Source organism: Desulfovibrio sp. 1188_IL3213, from assembly GCF_036763145.1.
In the GTDB taxonomy this organism is placed as follows: domain Bacteria; phylum Desulfobacterota; class Desulfovibrionia; order Desulfovibrionales; family Desulfovibrionaceae; genus Desulfovibrio.
Window position 1 is genome coordinate 1 of sequence record NZ_JBAIYR010000028.1, and the last position, 15564, is coordinate 15564.

14 protein-coding genes are annotated in these 15564 nt (G+C 57.2%); 10 read left to right on the plus strand and 4 right to left on the minus strand.

Going from position 1 to position 15564, the window contains the following annotated elements; genetic code table 11:
• The coding region (locus V6C16_RS03075) for a DEAD/DEAH box helicase (protein ID WP_333542764.1) at positions 1-278 on the minus strand (278 nt) is incomplete at its 3' end.
• Positions 279-1088: 810 nt separating this feature from the next.
• Between V6C16_RS03075 and hisI the strand changes: the two genes are divergently transcribed.
• The 5 genes from hisI (at position 1089) to V6C16_RS03100 (ending at position 6115) form a co-directional block, all read left to right on the plus strand.
• Positions 1089-1502 carry a phosphoribosyl-AMP cyclohydrolase gene (gene hisI, locus V6C16_RS03080; protein ID WP_333536786.1) on the plus strand — a complete coding sequence of 138 codons (414 nt, stop codon included), beginning with the start codon at positions 1089-1091 and terminating at the stop codon, positions 1500-1502.
• An 11-nt stretch (positions 1503-1513) separates the two neighbouring features.
• A complete protein-coding gene (hisG, locus tag V6C16_RS03085) occupies positions 1514-2407 on the plus strand; it encodes an ATP phosphoribosyltransferase (RefSeq protein WP_333536787.1) in 894 nt (297 codons plus the stop codon).
• 556 nt (positions 2408-2963) lie between these two features.
• Positions 2964-3740 (plus strand): YkgJ family cysteine cluster protein, encoded by a 777-nt coding sequence (locus V6C16_RS03090; RefSeq protein ID WP_333536788.1) that lies wholly within the window; start codon positions 2964-2966, stop codon positions 3738-3740.
• Positions 3741-4118: 378 nt separating this feature from the next.
• A complete protein-coding gene (locus V6C16_RS03095; protein WP_333542765.1) occupies positions 4119-5381 on the plus strand; it encodes a sulfite exporter TauE/SafE family protein in 1263 nt (420 codons plus the stop codon).
• Positions 5382-5383: 2 nt separating this feature from the next.
• On the plus strand, positions 5384-6115 hold the full coding sequence (locus V6C16_RS03100) for a hypothetical protein (RefSeq protein WP_333536486.1): 732 nt from the start codon (positions 5384-5386) through the stop codon (positions 6113-6115).
• A gap of 370 nt (positions 6116-6485) precedes the next feature.
• On the opposite strand, the gene V6C16_RS03105 is transcribed toward V6C16_RS03100, so the two are convergent.
• Positions 6486-6761, minus strand: a complete 276-nt coding sequence (locus V6C16_RS03105; RefSeq protein ID WP_333536485.1) for a hypothetical protein — start codon at positions 6759-6761, stop codon at positions 6486-6488.
• A 247-nt stretch (positions 6762-7008) separates the two neighbouring features.
• Here V6C16_RS03105 and V6C16_RS03110 point away from each other — a divergent pair, with 247 nt between their 5' ends.
• The 3 genes from V6C16_RS03110 to tyrS all read left to right on the plus strand — a co-directional run bounded on the left by V6C16_RS03110 (position 7009) and on the right by tyrS (position 10447).
• Entirely contained in the window at positions 7009-7911 is a 903-nt protein-coding gene (locus V6C16_RS03110; RefSeq protein WP_333536484.1) for a hypothetical protein, read from the plus strand.
• A 916-nt stretch (positions 7912-8827) separates the two neighbouring features.
• Complete coding sequence (locus tag V6C16_RS03115; protein ID WP_333536483.1) at positions 8828-9076, plus strand: hypothetical protein; 249 nt, start codon at positions 8828-8830, stop codon at positions 9074-9076.
• 174 nt (positions 9077-9250) lie between these two features.
• A complete protein-coding gene (gene tyrS, locus V6C16_RS03120) occupies positions 9251-10447 on the plus strand; it encodes a tyrosine--tRNA ligase (RefSeq protein WP_333536482.1) in 1197 nt (398 codons plus the stop codon).
• An 813-nt stretch (positions 10448-11260) separates the two neighbouring features.
• Here tyrS and V6C16_RS03125 read toward each other — a convergent pair.
• Complete coding sequence (locus tag V6C16_RS03125) at positions 11261-11953, minus strand: aspartate/glutamate racemase family protein (protein ID WP_333536655.1); 693 nt, start codon at positions 11951-11953, stop codon at positions 11261-11263.
• 79 nt (positions 11954-12032) lie between these two features.
• Between V6C16_RS03125 and V6C16_RS03130 the strand changes: the two genes are divergently transcribed.
• Both V6C16_RS03130 and V6C16_RS03135 read left to right on the plus strand, forming a co-directional pair.
• Positions 12033-13283 carry a bifunctional nucleoside/nucleotide kinase/histidine phosphatase family protein gene (locus V6C16_RS03130; RefSeq protein ID WP_333542766.1) on the plus strand — a complete coding sequence of 417 codons (1251 nt, stop codon included), beginning with the start codon at positions 12033-12035 and terminating at the stop codon, positions 13281-13283.
• Positions 13284-13523: 240 nt separating this feature from the next.
• Positions 13524-15284, plus strand: a complete 1761-nt coding sequence (locus V6C16_RS03135) for a methyl-accepting chemotaxis protein (protein WP_333534807.1) — start codon at positions 13524-13526, stop codon at positions 15282-15284.
• A gap of 10 nt (positions 15285-15294) precedes the next feature.
• Here the strand turns inward: V6C16_RS03135 and V6C16_RS03140 are convergent.
• Positions 15295-15564: hypothetical protein (locus tag V6C16_RS03140; protein ID WP_333534808.1), on the minus strand; the 270-nt coding region annotated here is incomplete at its 5' end.

The following is a 15564-nucleotide window of genomic DNA, read 5'->3' on the forward strand; positions in this document are numbered from 1 at the left end:
GTTTTGCCGCTGCCCGTGCGCGACTGCACCATAATGTCGCGCCCTTCAAGCAGATAGGGCATCGCCAGCGACTGCACGGGCATAAGGCCCTGCCATCCGGCGCGGGCGCAGGCGGCGCGCATGTCTGCGGGCAGGTCATCAAGGGTCACTCTGGGCAGGGCATCTTCCGGTTCGCTGACGGAAAGCCCTTCAAGCGGAGCTTCCGAGCTGTGTGCCAACGTGTCTTCCGCCGCTGCGGAAGCACTGTCGGGTGCGGTGTTTGATTGGTGTTCTGGCATATATTTTCCCGGCGGGACGCCGTTTTTAGATATGAAACTACTAACGGGGCAGCATGCCACAGCGCGCCGGATTGCGCAAGTTCACCCGTTCCCGGGCAGCGGCGCGGATTGCATGAACGGCCAGCGGATGCAGGCGGATGCGAGACACGGAAGGCAGTATTCCTGTTGCGCGGCGTGTACTCTTTGACTCTTTGCCCGCCATAAAATCGAAGTCTGCCCCTGCATCGCGTCAAGCAGGGCCGCGCCAGCGGCTTCCGTCAAACAGCCACCACTGGCTGCCGGCGTAACGCGCGAAGATACCGCCCGTACCGGCAAGAAATAACGCAGCGCCCATGCGGCGCAGACAAAACAACAGTGCCGCACGGCTCCTTATGCAGACAAGTGGCCCTGGAACATTTTAATTTTGAAAAAGTATAAATGCTCCAGACAGTGTCGTCACAAGATGAATTTCTTTGGTGTATCAAGGAGAACGAGCCTTTTATGCAGGGAGTGTGCTCTTATGGTGCTCGACCGAAATAAAAGGCGAAGTTCGATGCAGAGATACCGAGAAAGGCGCTCGTGACGACACTGTCTAACGCTGCACTCTCGCGCAGCGCACCACAACGTGGCGTGGATTCTGCCAAAAATCATACTTTTCGGCAGAATGACAACTTTGAAATGTGAAGCATTTCAAAGTTAACCTGCTCTAAGAACGGCCCGGCAGGCATGTGGCGCTTGCGTCCCATGCCTCTTACGAGTACGTTTATTCCCTTTGCCGCCCGCAACCCCGCACAGGGGACACACAGGGCGCAGCCTTTTCAAGGAGTGACCATGACAGCCCCCGAACCGCAGTCTTCCGCCGCCCCCGGCGAGGCTTTTTCCCCCGATTTCAGCAAGGGCCTTCTGCCCGCCGTCGCACAGGACCACGCCAGCGGCGAGGTGCTCATGCTGGCCTACATGAATGAAGAAGCCTGGCACAAAACCCTTGCAAGCGGTGAGGCCCACTATTGGAGCCGCAGCCGCGAAAAAATCTGGCATAAGGGCGGCACTTCGGGACATATACAAAAAGTGCGCGCTGTGCGGCTGGACTGCGACAGCGACGCCATACTGCTGTTTGTGGAGCAGGTGGGCGGCGCGGCCTGTCATACGGGACGCCGCACCTGTTTTTACCGGGAATGGAAGGACGGCGCGGTCAACGAATGCGCCCCCCTGGTCTTTGATCCCCAAAAAGTTTACGGCGTATAAAGGAAAGAATCATGAGCGCGGACATAAAACCCATCATCAAGCTTGGCGTACCCAAAGGCTCGCTGGAAGAAGCCACCATCAATCTTTTCGAGCGTGCGGGCTGGAAAATCCGCAAGCACACGCGCAACTACTTTCCCGATATCAATGACCCTGAAATCACGGCCTCGCTGTGCCGCGTACAGGAAATCGGCGGCTATATCGAAGCCGGAGTGCTGGATGTGGGCATCACCGGCCTTGACTGGCTCACCGAGCGCAATCACGAAGACAAGGTGGTGCGCGTTTCTGACCTGGTCTACTCCAAGACATCCAACCGGCCCTGCCGCTGGGTGCTGGCCGTGGCGGGCGACGCCCCCTACCGCTGCGCCGCCGATCTGGCGGGAAAACGCATCGCCACCGAACTGGAAGGGCTTACCCGCCGCTACTTTGAAAAAGCCGGTGTACCCGTAAATGTCTTTTACTCCTGGGGGGCCACAGAGGCCAAAGTAGTGGAGGGCCTTGCCGACGGCATCGTGGAGGTGACAGAAACAGGCACCACCATCCGCGCCCACGGCCTGCGCATCATTGACGATGTGATGCTGTCCTACCCCGTGCTCATCGCCAACAAGGACGCCTGGGCCGACCCGGCCAAACGCGCCAAGATCGAGCAGCTCGACCTGCTGCTCCAGGGAGCCTTGCGGGCGGAAAATCTGGTGGCCCTCAAAATGAACGCCCCGGCCGACAATCTGGCGTTCATCCTTGAAATGCTGCCCTCGCTCAATTCGCCCACCGTTTCTCCCTTGCGGGATGAAAAATGGCTTTCCGTGGAATCCGTGGTGCAGGTTGACGTGGTGCGCGACCTTATACCGCGCCTGCGCGAAGCCGGGGCCGAAGGCATCATTGAATACGCCCTGAACAAGGTCATCTAGAACAGATTAGCTTTGAGAGTGTACATTCTCAAGGTGTAAGCCACGCGCGCTTCGATGCTTAACCGCGCAAGCAAATAGCTCTGCTGTCTTCGCGGCAGTCGTTGGCGAGTCTGCGAGTCTTACGAATGGCGACAGTGGTTGTGTGGAAACAAACCGCTCGTTACACATGGTGTCTGCAAGCGTAATTTCCCGCGTTACAACTCCTGAAGCATCCGTAACTTCCTTTGTCGTAACGGCTGAAGCTGCGCTTGCATCTTTGCGGCGGGCGGCGGGCGACTGCTCCCGCCGCAACGCTGCGCATACAAGACGCAATGTATCCACGCAGGCCAAGGCTGGAAAAAATGCGTCACAACTTTTGCTGCCACAAGGCATGCGGCCCAAAGGCGCTTTTCGCGCACCACGCGGCACGCCATTGGCAGCGCAATCGTAAAAGCAGAACCACGCTGGTTTTGCAACAGCTTCAAGCCACTGGCGGCAACACGCGCCGCCCTTCTCACGCGCCTCCCCACAGCAAGCCGCCGGGCCGCAATATGCCCGCAACTCATAAGGAGCCTTCATGAGCAATGACGCCAGCCGCGAATTTCTCGAAACCCTGCCGGAACTGGGAACAGACGAAACCTTCCGCTTTGACTGTCATCCCGGTGTTCCCTGCTTCAACCGCTGCTGTGCGGAACTGACCCTGCCCCTTACGCCGTACGACATTTTGCGACTGCGCCGCCACATGGGCATGACCAGCGAAGACTTCCTTAATACGTTCACCACCATGCGCAGCTTTCCCGACACGGGCTTTCCCCTGCCCATGCTGCGCATGCTGGACGGTCCCGACGAACCCTGCCCCTTTGTGAGCCCTGCGGGCTGTGCGGTATATGAGGACAGGCCCGGCGCCTGCCGCTATTACCCCATCGGGCGCGGCACAAAAATGGCCGCCGACGGCGTTGCCGAACGTTTTTTCGTTGTGCGCGAATCCCATTGCCGCGGCTTTGACCAGGGCGCCGACCGCACGCCCCGCCAATGGATGGAACACGAAGGCTTGCAGCCTTTCAACAGGGCCAACGACCGCTATATGCGCCTTATGGCCCTGGTACGCGGTACGGGCAAGCCGCTGGAACCGCGCATGGTCACCATGACCGTGCTCTGCCTTTTCCAGCTCGACCGTTTTCGCGAGCTTGTAACGGCCATGAAAATATTCAGCCATGTGGACATAGGCGAAGAACGCAAGGCCGCCGTCATGCAGGACAGCCCCGAAGGCGACGAGGCGGCCCTGGACTTTGCCCTGGACTGGCTGGAGCTTGTCATTTTTGGGCAAAGCGAGGGGCTTGCCAAAAGGCAATAGTGTGTTTTTTCACAATAACACGACAAAACCCCGTAAATCACACGAAACCAAGCAGAACGCTGCGTATTTTTGTTCTTTTGTGACAATGGGTTGGATATAAGCTCTTAAAAGCACCACCGTAAGGGCATTTTATTCCCCGCAAACCACAAAAAACCGCCGCTCGTGATAAATTTCTTTTACAAAAACGAAAGAATATGTCAGGGTGGTTTTGTGCGCGGGAAAGTTTCCGACAGCTTTTCTTTTTATACAAGAAAAGCTGTCGGTTATAGGCACAAGGCTGCACCGGGGCGCGCCGCGCAGCCAAATTGTGACCGCGCGTTTTATTGTTGGGGCCATGATTACGGCCGTTGGCCGGCCACAATCGTATTGGAGGAGAGTATGAGTTTTGGCAGACAAGTTTATGAGTTTCTGCTGAGCGGCTCAAGGGCGTACGCCAAATGGGACCTGGAAGTATCCACTTCCATCCTCAAAAACCGCAAAAAACTGCTTCTCTTGCTGGCGCTGGCAGTTCCCATCCTTGCGGGTTGCCTGGCGGAAGCCTATGAGTACCACGAGATGCTGGGCGGCAAATCCGCCTATGCGCCAGCCTTTTACACCACAAACATCTTTCTGGCATCCATAGCCGTGGGCCTGGCCGCCGGGCTCATCACCGGGTGTATCGGTGCCGGCGGCGGTTTCATCATCACCCCGGCGCTCATGGCCGTGGGCGTCAAGGGCATTCTGGCGGTGGGTACAGACCTGTTCCACATTTTCGCCAAAGCCATCATGGGTACAACCGTCCACAAAAAACTTGGCAACGTGTCGGGCAAGCTGGCAGTTGCATTTTTGTGCGGATCGGTTGTGGGAACCTTCATCGGCGGGGCCATCAACAAGGGCCTGTACAACGCCGACCCCCTGCTTTCCGAACTGTTTATCAGCAGCATCTATGCGGTTCTGCTGGGCTTTCTCGGTTTTTATGCCCTGTTTGATTTTCTGAAAAGTTCGCGCGGCGGCTCGGCGGCCAGCCAGGACGCCCACGGCGGCAGCTCCGGCATGACCGGCATTTCCGTCAAGCTTCAGGGCCTGCGCGTTCCCACCATGATTTCCTTTGACGAAGACCTCGTACCCGGCGGCCGCCGCATTTCCGGCTGGATCGTGGCGGCGGGCGGCGTTTTTGTGGGTCTGCTGGCCGCCATCATGGGCGTGGGCGGCGGCTTCGTCACCTTCCCCATGTTTGTGTACATCTTCGGCGTGTCTTCCATGACCACTGTGGGAACCGATATCCTGCAGATCATCTTCACCGCCGGTTTCGCGGCCATCGGCCAGTATGCCATTTACGGCTACGTGTTCTACACGCTGGCTATCGGCATGCTGCTCGGCTCGCTGCTGGGCATTCAGGTCGGCGCTCTGACCACCAAGGTGGTCAAGGGCATCCACATCCGCGGCTTCTACGCCATCTCCATCATCGCGGGCTTCATCAACCGCGCAGCCACCCTGCCCAAAAAGCTGGTGGAAATGGAAGTGCTCAACTGGTCGCCGAAGGTTGTGGGCATTATCGAAAGTGTGGGCAACGTCGTTTTCTGGGTCGTTGTGGCATTCTTCGGCATCTGGGTCTTCAGCAAATTCTTCGCCAACATCGGTAAGCTCAGAGGGGAGGCCTGATTATGCTCGTACATGCTAAAGCGCCCTTTATCCGAGGCTGCCTGCTGCTGATTTCGTTTCTTGTCCTTTTCGTGATCCTGCTTATGCCCATCATGAAGGATGAGCTTGGCAACCATGTCACCGGCCTGCAGTATGCGGACAACGTTTTTAACGAACTGTCCAAGGGTTCGTCCTATTTTATTCCCGGTGTGCGTGAAAACCTCAAAAGCGTCGACGGTAAGGACATTCAGATTACCGTGAAGCTCAAAAAGGCCGATCTTGCCCCTCTGGCCGCCCTGGTGCTGGAAAAGTCCGGTGCTACCAATGTGAGCGTCCAGGACGGCAAGGTCAGCTTCTCCGGCAATCTTGGCCTTATTCTGGCCTCGGCCACTGACGACTCCGACAACCTTTATAACAATGACGCCGAGGCCGTAGCGCAAAAGTACGGCGGCGAGCCTGCCCTCAAGGTAGCCTCGGCATGGTGGTATGTGCTTTCACCCACCATCAAGGAACTGCAAAAGCAGCACAAGATTGCAGAATCGCAGGTGGTTGACCACGTACTGCGCCGCGCCATCGAGCCTGGCAACAACTTCTACAGCGTACCGGCTGCCAAGGTTTCAGAGCACCTTATGCTGATGAGCGCCATGCTTATCTTCTACGTGCTTTATACCCTGTGGTACGGCTTTGCCATCTTTGAACTGTTTGAAGGTCTGGGCCTTGCCATGACCAAGTCCAAGGTCAAGCAGGAAAGCTAGACCTCACAAAATTCCGTTCCGGCGGCTCCTCAGCAAGACCGCGCCGGAGCGGAACAAAGATGCCTTTTGTTAGAGGCCCCCTGTCCGCAGGGGGCCTCTCTTGTATGTAGGTGTAAAAAATCTTTACCATGTGAACATGTCCTGAACATACCCTGGCGGTTACGGTTGCGGCTACAGATGCCGTCACAAGCGAAAGCCGCAGCTTCAGCAGCTGACCTGAAACTCTGGGCCAGGCAGTGCTGCCGGCTGCTTGGGCGGCCAGATACCGCATAGCCAATTCAAAGCATGAGAGCGCACATACCCCCGGGCTGTTCCAGGCCGGGCATGGACCGTCAGATAAAAAATATATTGCCAGAAATAGGGCCTGTTTTTAAGTGAATATTCCACATGCGCCCCAACTGCTGCTGCCATGCGACAGGGCTGCAAAAACCGGTATGCCGCACTGCATGTACGGCACAAACCAGAGCGGATTAGCATTGAAAATGTTGACCTGCTCTACGCGGATTTTGGAAGAAATCCGCACCACGCCCCGCTTGCAAGACAAACTTGTTTCGACCGTGACAACGAAGGAAGCCACGGGCGAATACAGCAGCGATGCTTCGCCGTCACACAAGCATTTCAAAACAAAAATGCCCAGAACCGCCACGCCCTTGCAAACCCGCCAACAGCAAAAATGCTTTTTCTGCCGCACAAGCAAAGTTTGCCATTATTGACGGGGTTATAAGGCTGGCGTACTGTGACTACAGATATCATATAAAACGATATCGTAATTCTATAGTTTCTCCATTCGCGTAAACAGTTCATGAACAGGAGCCTGTGCGCCGGCTCCAACGACAGATCCGCCCTTGCGAACGAAATTCGTCTGCATGGACAAGCGCGGAACGGAGTGCCTCATGACGACTCCTACCTCCTACTGCCTTTGGAACTCCAATGCCACGGAAGCTTTTGCCCGCGCCATGCGCCAACGGGCGACAGTGCGCATCAAATGTTGCCTGCCACATGAGGGCAAACCGACGGATATCGTCATGCACGGCAGACTTCGCAGTGTTGACGGGCGCGAAGTGCTGTTTATGCCGCGCCACACCGAAGTCAAGCAAGGCAAAAGCAAGGGTGAAGAAAATACCTGCGAATTTTTCTTCAGTCTGGAGCAGCGGGAAGAATCCGGCATGAGCCGTATGGGCTATCAGGGCTCGGGCCTGATTCTTGAAAGGAACAAGGATGACAAGGGCGGCATACGCAGCCTGCGGCTGCGCCTTGCCCGCAGTTGTGCCGTCCGGCAGATGCGCCGACACAAAAGGGTAACGTGGAGCAAGGACCGCAGCCGCCTGGCCGGCATCACGCCGCTGGAAAATCCCCCGACCACAAGGGCGGAGCTGAAAGAGTTGCTGGCCGAATATTATGCTTTGGGCCGCCCCAACCCGCTACCCCTGGTCAACCTTTCCGCAGGCGGCGCGTGCGCCTGTCTGCCGGAAGAGATCTCGTCAATAATCCTGGCCTCCACATACCTTTTCTTTATTGTACCCAACAAGTCTGCCGATTCGGAACCGCCCTACATCTTCCTTTCCAAAAAAATGGGAACCTGTAAAAGCCTTTGTGATCAGGGAACCGCGCTGCGCCTCCTGTTCACCGAGGAACTGGACTGGTTTGCCCCAAGCCAGAACCTTAAATGGGACGACATCCTCGCCTCCGGCTCTGAACGCCTGAAAAACTGCCTGGAAAACTATGACGACGAGGATGAGGCAGACGACGAGCCGAGCGTGGACGCTGCCACGGACAAATCCCGCCTGACCGCCTGACGCCCGCCTTTCCGTCCGAATGCACGAACCTGATCGCTTCAGCCGGACACACCGGATATCTCGGCCTGGCCTCATCTGCCGCCACCTCGCCCTGACACATTAGAGCAATTTAACTTTTAAATTGCTCGGACGGCTGCGTGAGCAGACGTTCGCTACGGAGGCGTAAGCGCAGTTTATCTGCGCGGTTAAACGCCGAAGTAAACTTTGAAAATGTACATTTTCAAAGTTAATCTGCTCTAGAACATTTAACACTTGAAATGCTCGCTTACGGCAGGCAAAAGCCTGCCTTCTCGCATTTCGTGGCAAGGATTTTCTTGAAAATCCTTGCAGAGCAGTTAACTCATTTCATTCGTTAACTGCTCTAGCCAGACGACTCGTTCTGACACCACACCCGGGCACATAAATCTGATCACACAGCCCAGGCCCTCGGATTCATCGGCATCTGGCCGGCATCTGCCCCGCCTCTGCCCTGCATCCGCCCGGCGCATAGCATGATCGCCCGCCCTGTTACTGCGACATTTCGCGCCTCAGACTTTTTGACACTCCGCAACAAAACTACCGGCAAAGGGGCTGTGCCGCCCCAGACTCTCCGTGTAAAGCCGCGCGCCCTTCGCCATATTGGCCTGTCCTCTTCCTTCGCCCTGCGGATACCGGCAACAATGCCGTTAACAGTCGCCAATAAACGCCGCTGCCAACAGCCCACCACCAGCCGGCGCAACGGAAAATTCTGCCCCTTCCCGGCCCTTGTTGCCGGGCAAAGCGCCCATCCCCACCCGCAGAGGCAACACCGCAGCGCGCGTTACGCCTACGGCGTCCTGGCCGCACAATGGCACTCAACTTGCATAACTTTCAGCATCCGCCCCGTGCGGAAAATCTGACCACACCCGCCTTCGCGGCCACATATGAGGATACTGTCATGGAAATTTCCGGACTCAACAAATTCAGTGCGTTTGCGTTCCCCCTGCCCGGCAAGGACGATTCCGGCTCCACCCCCGCCGCCGTGCAGGACGTCGTGAACCTGAGCACCCCCAAGCTGCTTGAAGATCATGAAGTGGAGTCCGTTATGGACGAAACCCTGAACATGATCGCCCATGACAACGTGGCCGCGCTCTCCGCACACGGCGGATTGAGCCAAAGCCGCGTTTTCGCGCTGCTCGGCATGTAGCGGGGCGGCTGCGGCCGCGCCTTGCCCGGCACATTACGGCAATGAAAATTTGACACCTCCGCCGCGTTGAGGCTACTGTCTCCTGTCCAAGTCAGGCACAGAACACCTGTTCTGTGCCGAATTTTTTACCGCAACAGACTGTATTACCGCAGCCGGTACATGAGGATAGGGCAAATGACCGACATTGACCGCCAAATGGCTACCATCAAGCGCGGCGTGGCCGAACTGATCGACGAAAACGAACTGCGCAAAAAAATCCTGCGCGGCTCTCCCCTGCGCATCAAGGTGGGCTTTGACCCCACCGCCCCCGACCTGCATCTGGGGCACACCGTGGTCATGCACAAGATGCGTCACTTTCAGGAACTGGGCCACCATGTCGTCTTCCTCATAGGCGACTTCACCGGGCGTATCGGCGACCCTTCGGGCCGCTCCGAAACCCGCCCGCCGCTGACTGAAGAACAAGTGCTCGCCAATGCCGAAACCTACAAAAAACAGGTCTTCAAAATCCTTGACCCCGCCAAGACCGAAGTGGCCTTCAACTCCACGTGGCTTGGCAAGCTCGACGCCACAGGTTTCATCAAGCTTGCGTCCAGCTATACCGTAGCCCGCATGATGGAGCGCGACGATTTCGAAAAGCGCTTCCGCGAGCAGCGGCCCATTTCCATACACGAATTCCTCTATCCCCTGTGCCAGGGCTATGACTCCGTATGCCTCAAGACCGATGTGGAAATGGGCGGAACCGACCAGAAGTTCAATCTGCTTGTGGGCCGCAACCTTCAGGCCCACTACGGCATTGAAAGCCAGTGCATTCTCACCATGCCCCTGCTTGAAGGCACTGACGGCGTTCGCAAGATGTCAAAATCTTACGGCAACTATATCGGCATCGACGAGGCGCCTTCCGAGATCTTCGGCAAAATCATGGCCGTTTCCGACGACCTCATGTGGCGCTACTACGAACTGCTTTCCGCCAAAAGCCTTGAAGACATCGCCGCCCTCAAAACGGATGTGGCTAACGGCACTGTTCACCCCAAGGCCGCCAAGGAAACGCTGGCCCACGAAATGGTCAGCCGCTACCACAGCGAAAAGGACGCCGACGAAGCACAGCAGGGCTTTAATGCGGTATTTGCGGGCGGCGGCGTGCCGGATGAAATGCCCGAGCATCAGTGCGCGCACGGTGAAGACAGTACGCCTCCGGTATTCCTTGAAGCCGCCGGCCTGGTAAAAAGCCGCGGCGAGGCCAAACGCCTCATGAAAGAAGGGGCGCTTTCCATTGACGGCCAGCGCTGCGATGACGCCATCACGCCTCTGGCCGCCGGGGAATATGTGATAAAATTGGGTAAAAAGCGCTTTTTGAAGCTGGTGGTCAGCTAGAGCAGATCAACTTTGAGAATGTACATTCTCAAAGTTTACTTCGGCGCTTAACCGCGCAAGTAAATAGCTCTGCTGTCTTCGCGGCAGTGGTTGGCGAGCCTGCGAGCCTTACGAATGGCGACAGTGGTTGTGTGGAAACAAACCGCTCGTTACACATGCTGTCCGCAAGCGTAGTTTCCTGCGTTACAACTCCTGAAGCATCCGTAACTTCCTTTGTCGTAACGGCTGAAGCTGCGCTTGCATCTTTGCGGCTGGCGGCTGCTCACGTTGGCGCTTGCCCACGCAGCCATCAAAGTACATTTCAAGCGTTACCATCTCTGAGCCAGAGCTGGTAACGCTTGAAACCGTTTTAGGGCCGGCCTTGCCGGTGACAAAGCAGCACGTTGCCGCCGTATTTTTGCTGCCCACGGCCAAATATCTCGGCCGCCCGCGCAGCCGGCATGGGACGCATTGAAAGAGCACCGGGATAAACAAGGACGCGCCCGCAGCAAAAAACGCGCGCCCCACAACCCGCTGCACACAACGCGCTGCGCGGACTGTTCAGACCGCGAACGCACAGGGCAATTGAAAATCTGAGGGCTGCCCCGACCAAGGGCAGAGGCGGCACCAAAGGGGCAAAGCGCCTGACAGGCCAAGACTGCCCCCGGCTGGTCCAGACCAAGCCCGACTGATCTGATTGACCCCATTATCTTCCTTCGGCCCTCCGCCGCGCAGGAGGCCCATGCGCTGACAGGAGGCGCATTTCAGGCGCCAAGCCAAGCACAGCCGAACCACATGTCTTTACGAACATTTCTTCGCAAAACCAGATTGCTTTCAGCGGTCGAGGGCCATTTCCACAGCAGCCGTGGCGTGCACCAGAGTAGTATCCAGCAAGGGAACATCCGTATGTTCCGGTCGCACCAGCAGGCCGATTTCTGTGCAGCCAAGCACAACCCCTTGTGCGCCCCTGGCCTGAAGCGCCCCGATAACCTTCAAAAACATGCGGCGCGAATCGTCTTCAATGCGTCCCAGACACAGCTCCTGAAAAATCACCTCATTGATCATGTTCCGCTCCCGCGCTTCTGGCACAAGAACTTCCAGCCCCCGCTGCCGCAGCACGCCGCTGTAAAAATCCTCTTCCATCGTGTAGCGCGTGCCAAGCAAGGCAACCCTGGTCATGCCCCGGCGCCGCAGTTCATCCGCCGTGGCCTCCGCCAGGTGCAGCAGGGGAATCCGCACGGCGGACGCCACCTGAAGAGCCACCTTGTGCATGGTATTGGTGCAGATCAGAAAAAAATCAGCCCCGCCTTGCTCAAGCCGTCGTGCTCCCTCAGCCAGAGCGGCCGCCGCATCGTCCCAGCGGCCTTCAGCCTGGCACACCTCAATTTCGGCAAAATCCACGCTGAACAGCAGACATTTTGCCGAATGCAGACCGCCAAGACGCTGCCTGACCACGCGGTTGATGATCTGATAGTATGAAACCGTGCTTTCCCAGCTCATGCCGCCCAGAAGACCGATAACTTTCATGCACTGCTCCCTGCCCGGGCCTTGGCGCACCCGCTTTTATTTTATGGTCGCTTGCCGTATTCTCCATAACGGAGGGCGTATGCAGAAACTTTACGTAGCCATGGTCGGCCTGCCCGCCAGGGGAAAATCCACCTTGGCGAAGCGCATTCGCGACGGCCTGCTGGCCGAGGGCATTCAGGCCAGGCTGTTCAATAACGGCGACATGCGCCGCGCGCTTATGGGCGCGGAATCCACCGATCCGGACTTCTACAATCCCGCCAATGAAACAGGCCGTGAAGCGCGCGAGATGATCTGCCGCAAGAATATGGAGCTTGCCCGTGCATGGCTGGCCGCCGAAGGCGAGGTAGCCATTCTGGACGCCACCAACGTCAGCCGCGCGCGGCGGATTCTTATTGAAAAAACGCTTACCGACCACCCCGTGCTGTTTGTGGAATGCGTCAACGAAGACCAACTGCTGCTCAAGGCCTGCATACGCCGCAAGACGACCCTGCCGGAATACGCCGCCTACAGTGAAGACGAGGCCCTGCAAAGCTTCATGAAGCGCATAAGCTACTATGAAGCCATTTATGAGCCATTGGAAGAAGAAAAATTCTGGCTCTGCGTTGATTCCACGGCCAACCGCATCCTGGGCGAGCGCCCCTGCGAAGGCTCACCCTACTATCCCGCCATACGCGAAATCGTGGTCAGCGCCTGGGTTCACTGCCTCTACCTTGCGCGGCACGGCCAGACAGAGTTCAACGTACGCGGCCGCATCGGCGGCGACCCGCCCCTGACCGCCAGAGGGCGCAGCCAGGCCAAAGCCCTGGCCCGGCACATGCGCCACAAGGACATAAGCTGGGTTTTCACCTCAACCCGCCTGCGCTCTCACGAAACCGCCACCCCGCTGCTGGCCGGGCATCCCGGCGCGCACGTCATGGCTTTCAGGGAATTTGACGAAATATGGGCCGGAGACTGCGAAGGCATGCTGTACAGCGAAATCCGGGCAAAAATGCCTGAAATCACCGCCGGGCGTAATGCCGACAAATACACCTATGCCTATCCCAACGGTGAAAGCTACGCCATGCTGCGCGAACGCGTGCAGCGCGGTCTGCGGCGCGCCCTGTTTCTTGCCGGTGACACGCCGCTTGTCATTGTGGGGCATCAGGCCGTCAACCGGGTACTGCTCTCCCTTTTTCTGCAGCAACGCAGTGAGGACATACCCTATATCTATATACCGCAAAGTCAGTATTATCATATAAGTATGACCCCTCGGCGCAAGGTTTTTGAACGCATTCCCTATCAACCGTGTCCTGTCGAAAACGACATCTCCCGGCAGTCTGAGGCGCTGTGATTCCATACCTATATTCGCCTATCTGGCGATAATAACAAATTTTATTGTGCGACAGGGCATGGCCCTGCGAATGCCGGCGTGGCTTGCACTACGACATAACACTCTGCAAGGACTGCGATTCCAAGCCTCATTCTGGCGCCACGCACCCTTAAGAACCTGTCTTATCTGCCGTTAGGACTTATTGTATATACGAATACATTTCCCGCTTGTGCGCAGACGCATAAAAACTGAGGTAATATCATGAAATTGCAGGCAAAACTTCTGGTTGGTTTCCTTTTTTGCGCATGTCTTACGCTGGTGACAGGCCTTTTTGCCAGCAGCAGACTGCATCAATTGGCTGAAGCCGACACTTTTTTATATGAAAAAGCCACCATGCCTATGGAAGACCTGCTGAAAATGACGGAAGGGTTTCAACGCATCAGACTGAATCTTCTGGATTTTGTTACCACAGAAGTTCCTGCCATGCGCGAACGCTCCAGAAACCTCATCCAGCGGCTCCGCACTGAAATTGATGCCAGCAGCGCCAAGGTGGAAACTACCCTACTTTCCTCACACGATCACGAAGTGTTTGCGGAATATAAAGTCCGCCGCCAGGAATTCAGGGCAGCAACGGACGAAATCACGACCATGGTCGACGCAGGAAAACGCAGCGAGGCATATGACTACCTGAGCGGCAGGGGCAGAGAGATAGCCACTGCCTACCAGCAGGCCATTCACGACCTGGAGGCTTCCAAAGTAGAGCAGGGCAAATCTTTATCCGACAACAATAGCCTGTTGGCCGATTCGTCCAGCAGGCTCTTGTATGTGGTCATGGGCTTCGGCGTTCTGCTTTCCATTGCCATGGGCCTTCTGCTCACCCGTAATATCATGCGCCAGCTTGGCGAAGACCCCGGCTACCTGGCCCAGGTTGCTGGCGAGATTGCCAACGGCAACCTCAATGTGGCGTTCAGGGCGCAAAAAGTGGCCGGCGGCGTGTACCATGTGATGCAGAACATGGTTGGCACCATGAAGGAAAAAATTGCCGAAGCCGAGGAAAAAAGCGCTGAAGCGGCCCGCCAGGCCGAACAGGCCAATATCGCCACCCAGGAAGCACACGCCGCCAAGGCCGCCGCAGAGCACGCCAAGGCCGAAGGCATGCTGCAGGCCGCGCAACAGCTTGAAGGAGTGGTGGATATCCTGACCTCGGCATCAGAAGAGCTTTCGGCCCAGATCGAACAGTCCAGCCGTGGCGCGGACGAACAATCCCAGCGCGTGAGCGAAACGGCCACCGCAATGGAAGAAATGAACGCCACCGTGCGCGAGGTTGCCAGCAATGCCGGACACGCCTCGGAAATGTCGGGGCAGGCTCATCTGCAGGCGCAGGAAGGTGCTGCCATTGTGTCCCGCGTGGTGCAGGGCATCAATGAAGTGTCACGGCAAAGCATGGAAATAAAGCAGGATATGGACACTCTGAGCCGCCAGGCCGAAGGTATCGGCCAGATCATGAGCGTCATTTCAGACATTGCCGACCAGACCAACCTGCTGGCCCTCAACGCCGCCATTGAAGCGGCCCGCGCCGGCGATGCCGGACGGGGCTTTGCCGTGGTGGCAGACGAGGTGCGCAAGCTGGCCGAAAAAACCATGACCGCCACCCACGAAGTGGGCCAGGTTATCAGCGGCATTCAGGAAGGAACCCGCAAGAGCGTGGCAGGGGTGGACATTTCCATCGGCACCATTCAGGAGGCCACGAGCCTCGCCAACCAGTCCGGCGAAACCCTGCACAGCATTGTGTCCCTGGTAGACCAGACCAACGATCAGGTGCGCTCCATTGCCACGGCCAGCGAAGAGCAGTCCGCCGCCAGCGACGAGATCAACCGCTCCGTGGAGCAGGTTGCGGCCATTTCCAGCCAGACGGCCACCGCCATGACGCAGGCCGCGCAGGCCACGGCTGAACTGGCGCGGCAGTCGCAGGTGCTCCAGAGTCTTATTAATGACATGAAGGCTGAAGGCAGCGCCGCGTAATAGCTTTATTTTATACGATATCAACCCTGAAAATCGCTCCGCCGGCTGCGTGAGCAAAGGCATTGCCGGCTGCGGCGTAATGCTGTTCAGCCACGCAGCCACAACGAGGCGGGCAGCGTGAAAACGCCGGGAACAGAACGTCCTCAAAGCTAGAGAGCATTTTAACTTTGAAAAAGTGTAAATGCTCTAACGCTGCACGAAAGTGCAGCGCGCCACAATGTGGCGTGGATTCAGCCGAAAATCGCACTTTTCGGCTGAATGAACACTTTGAAATGTGAAG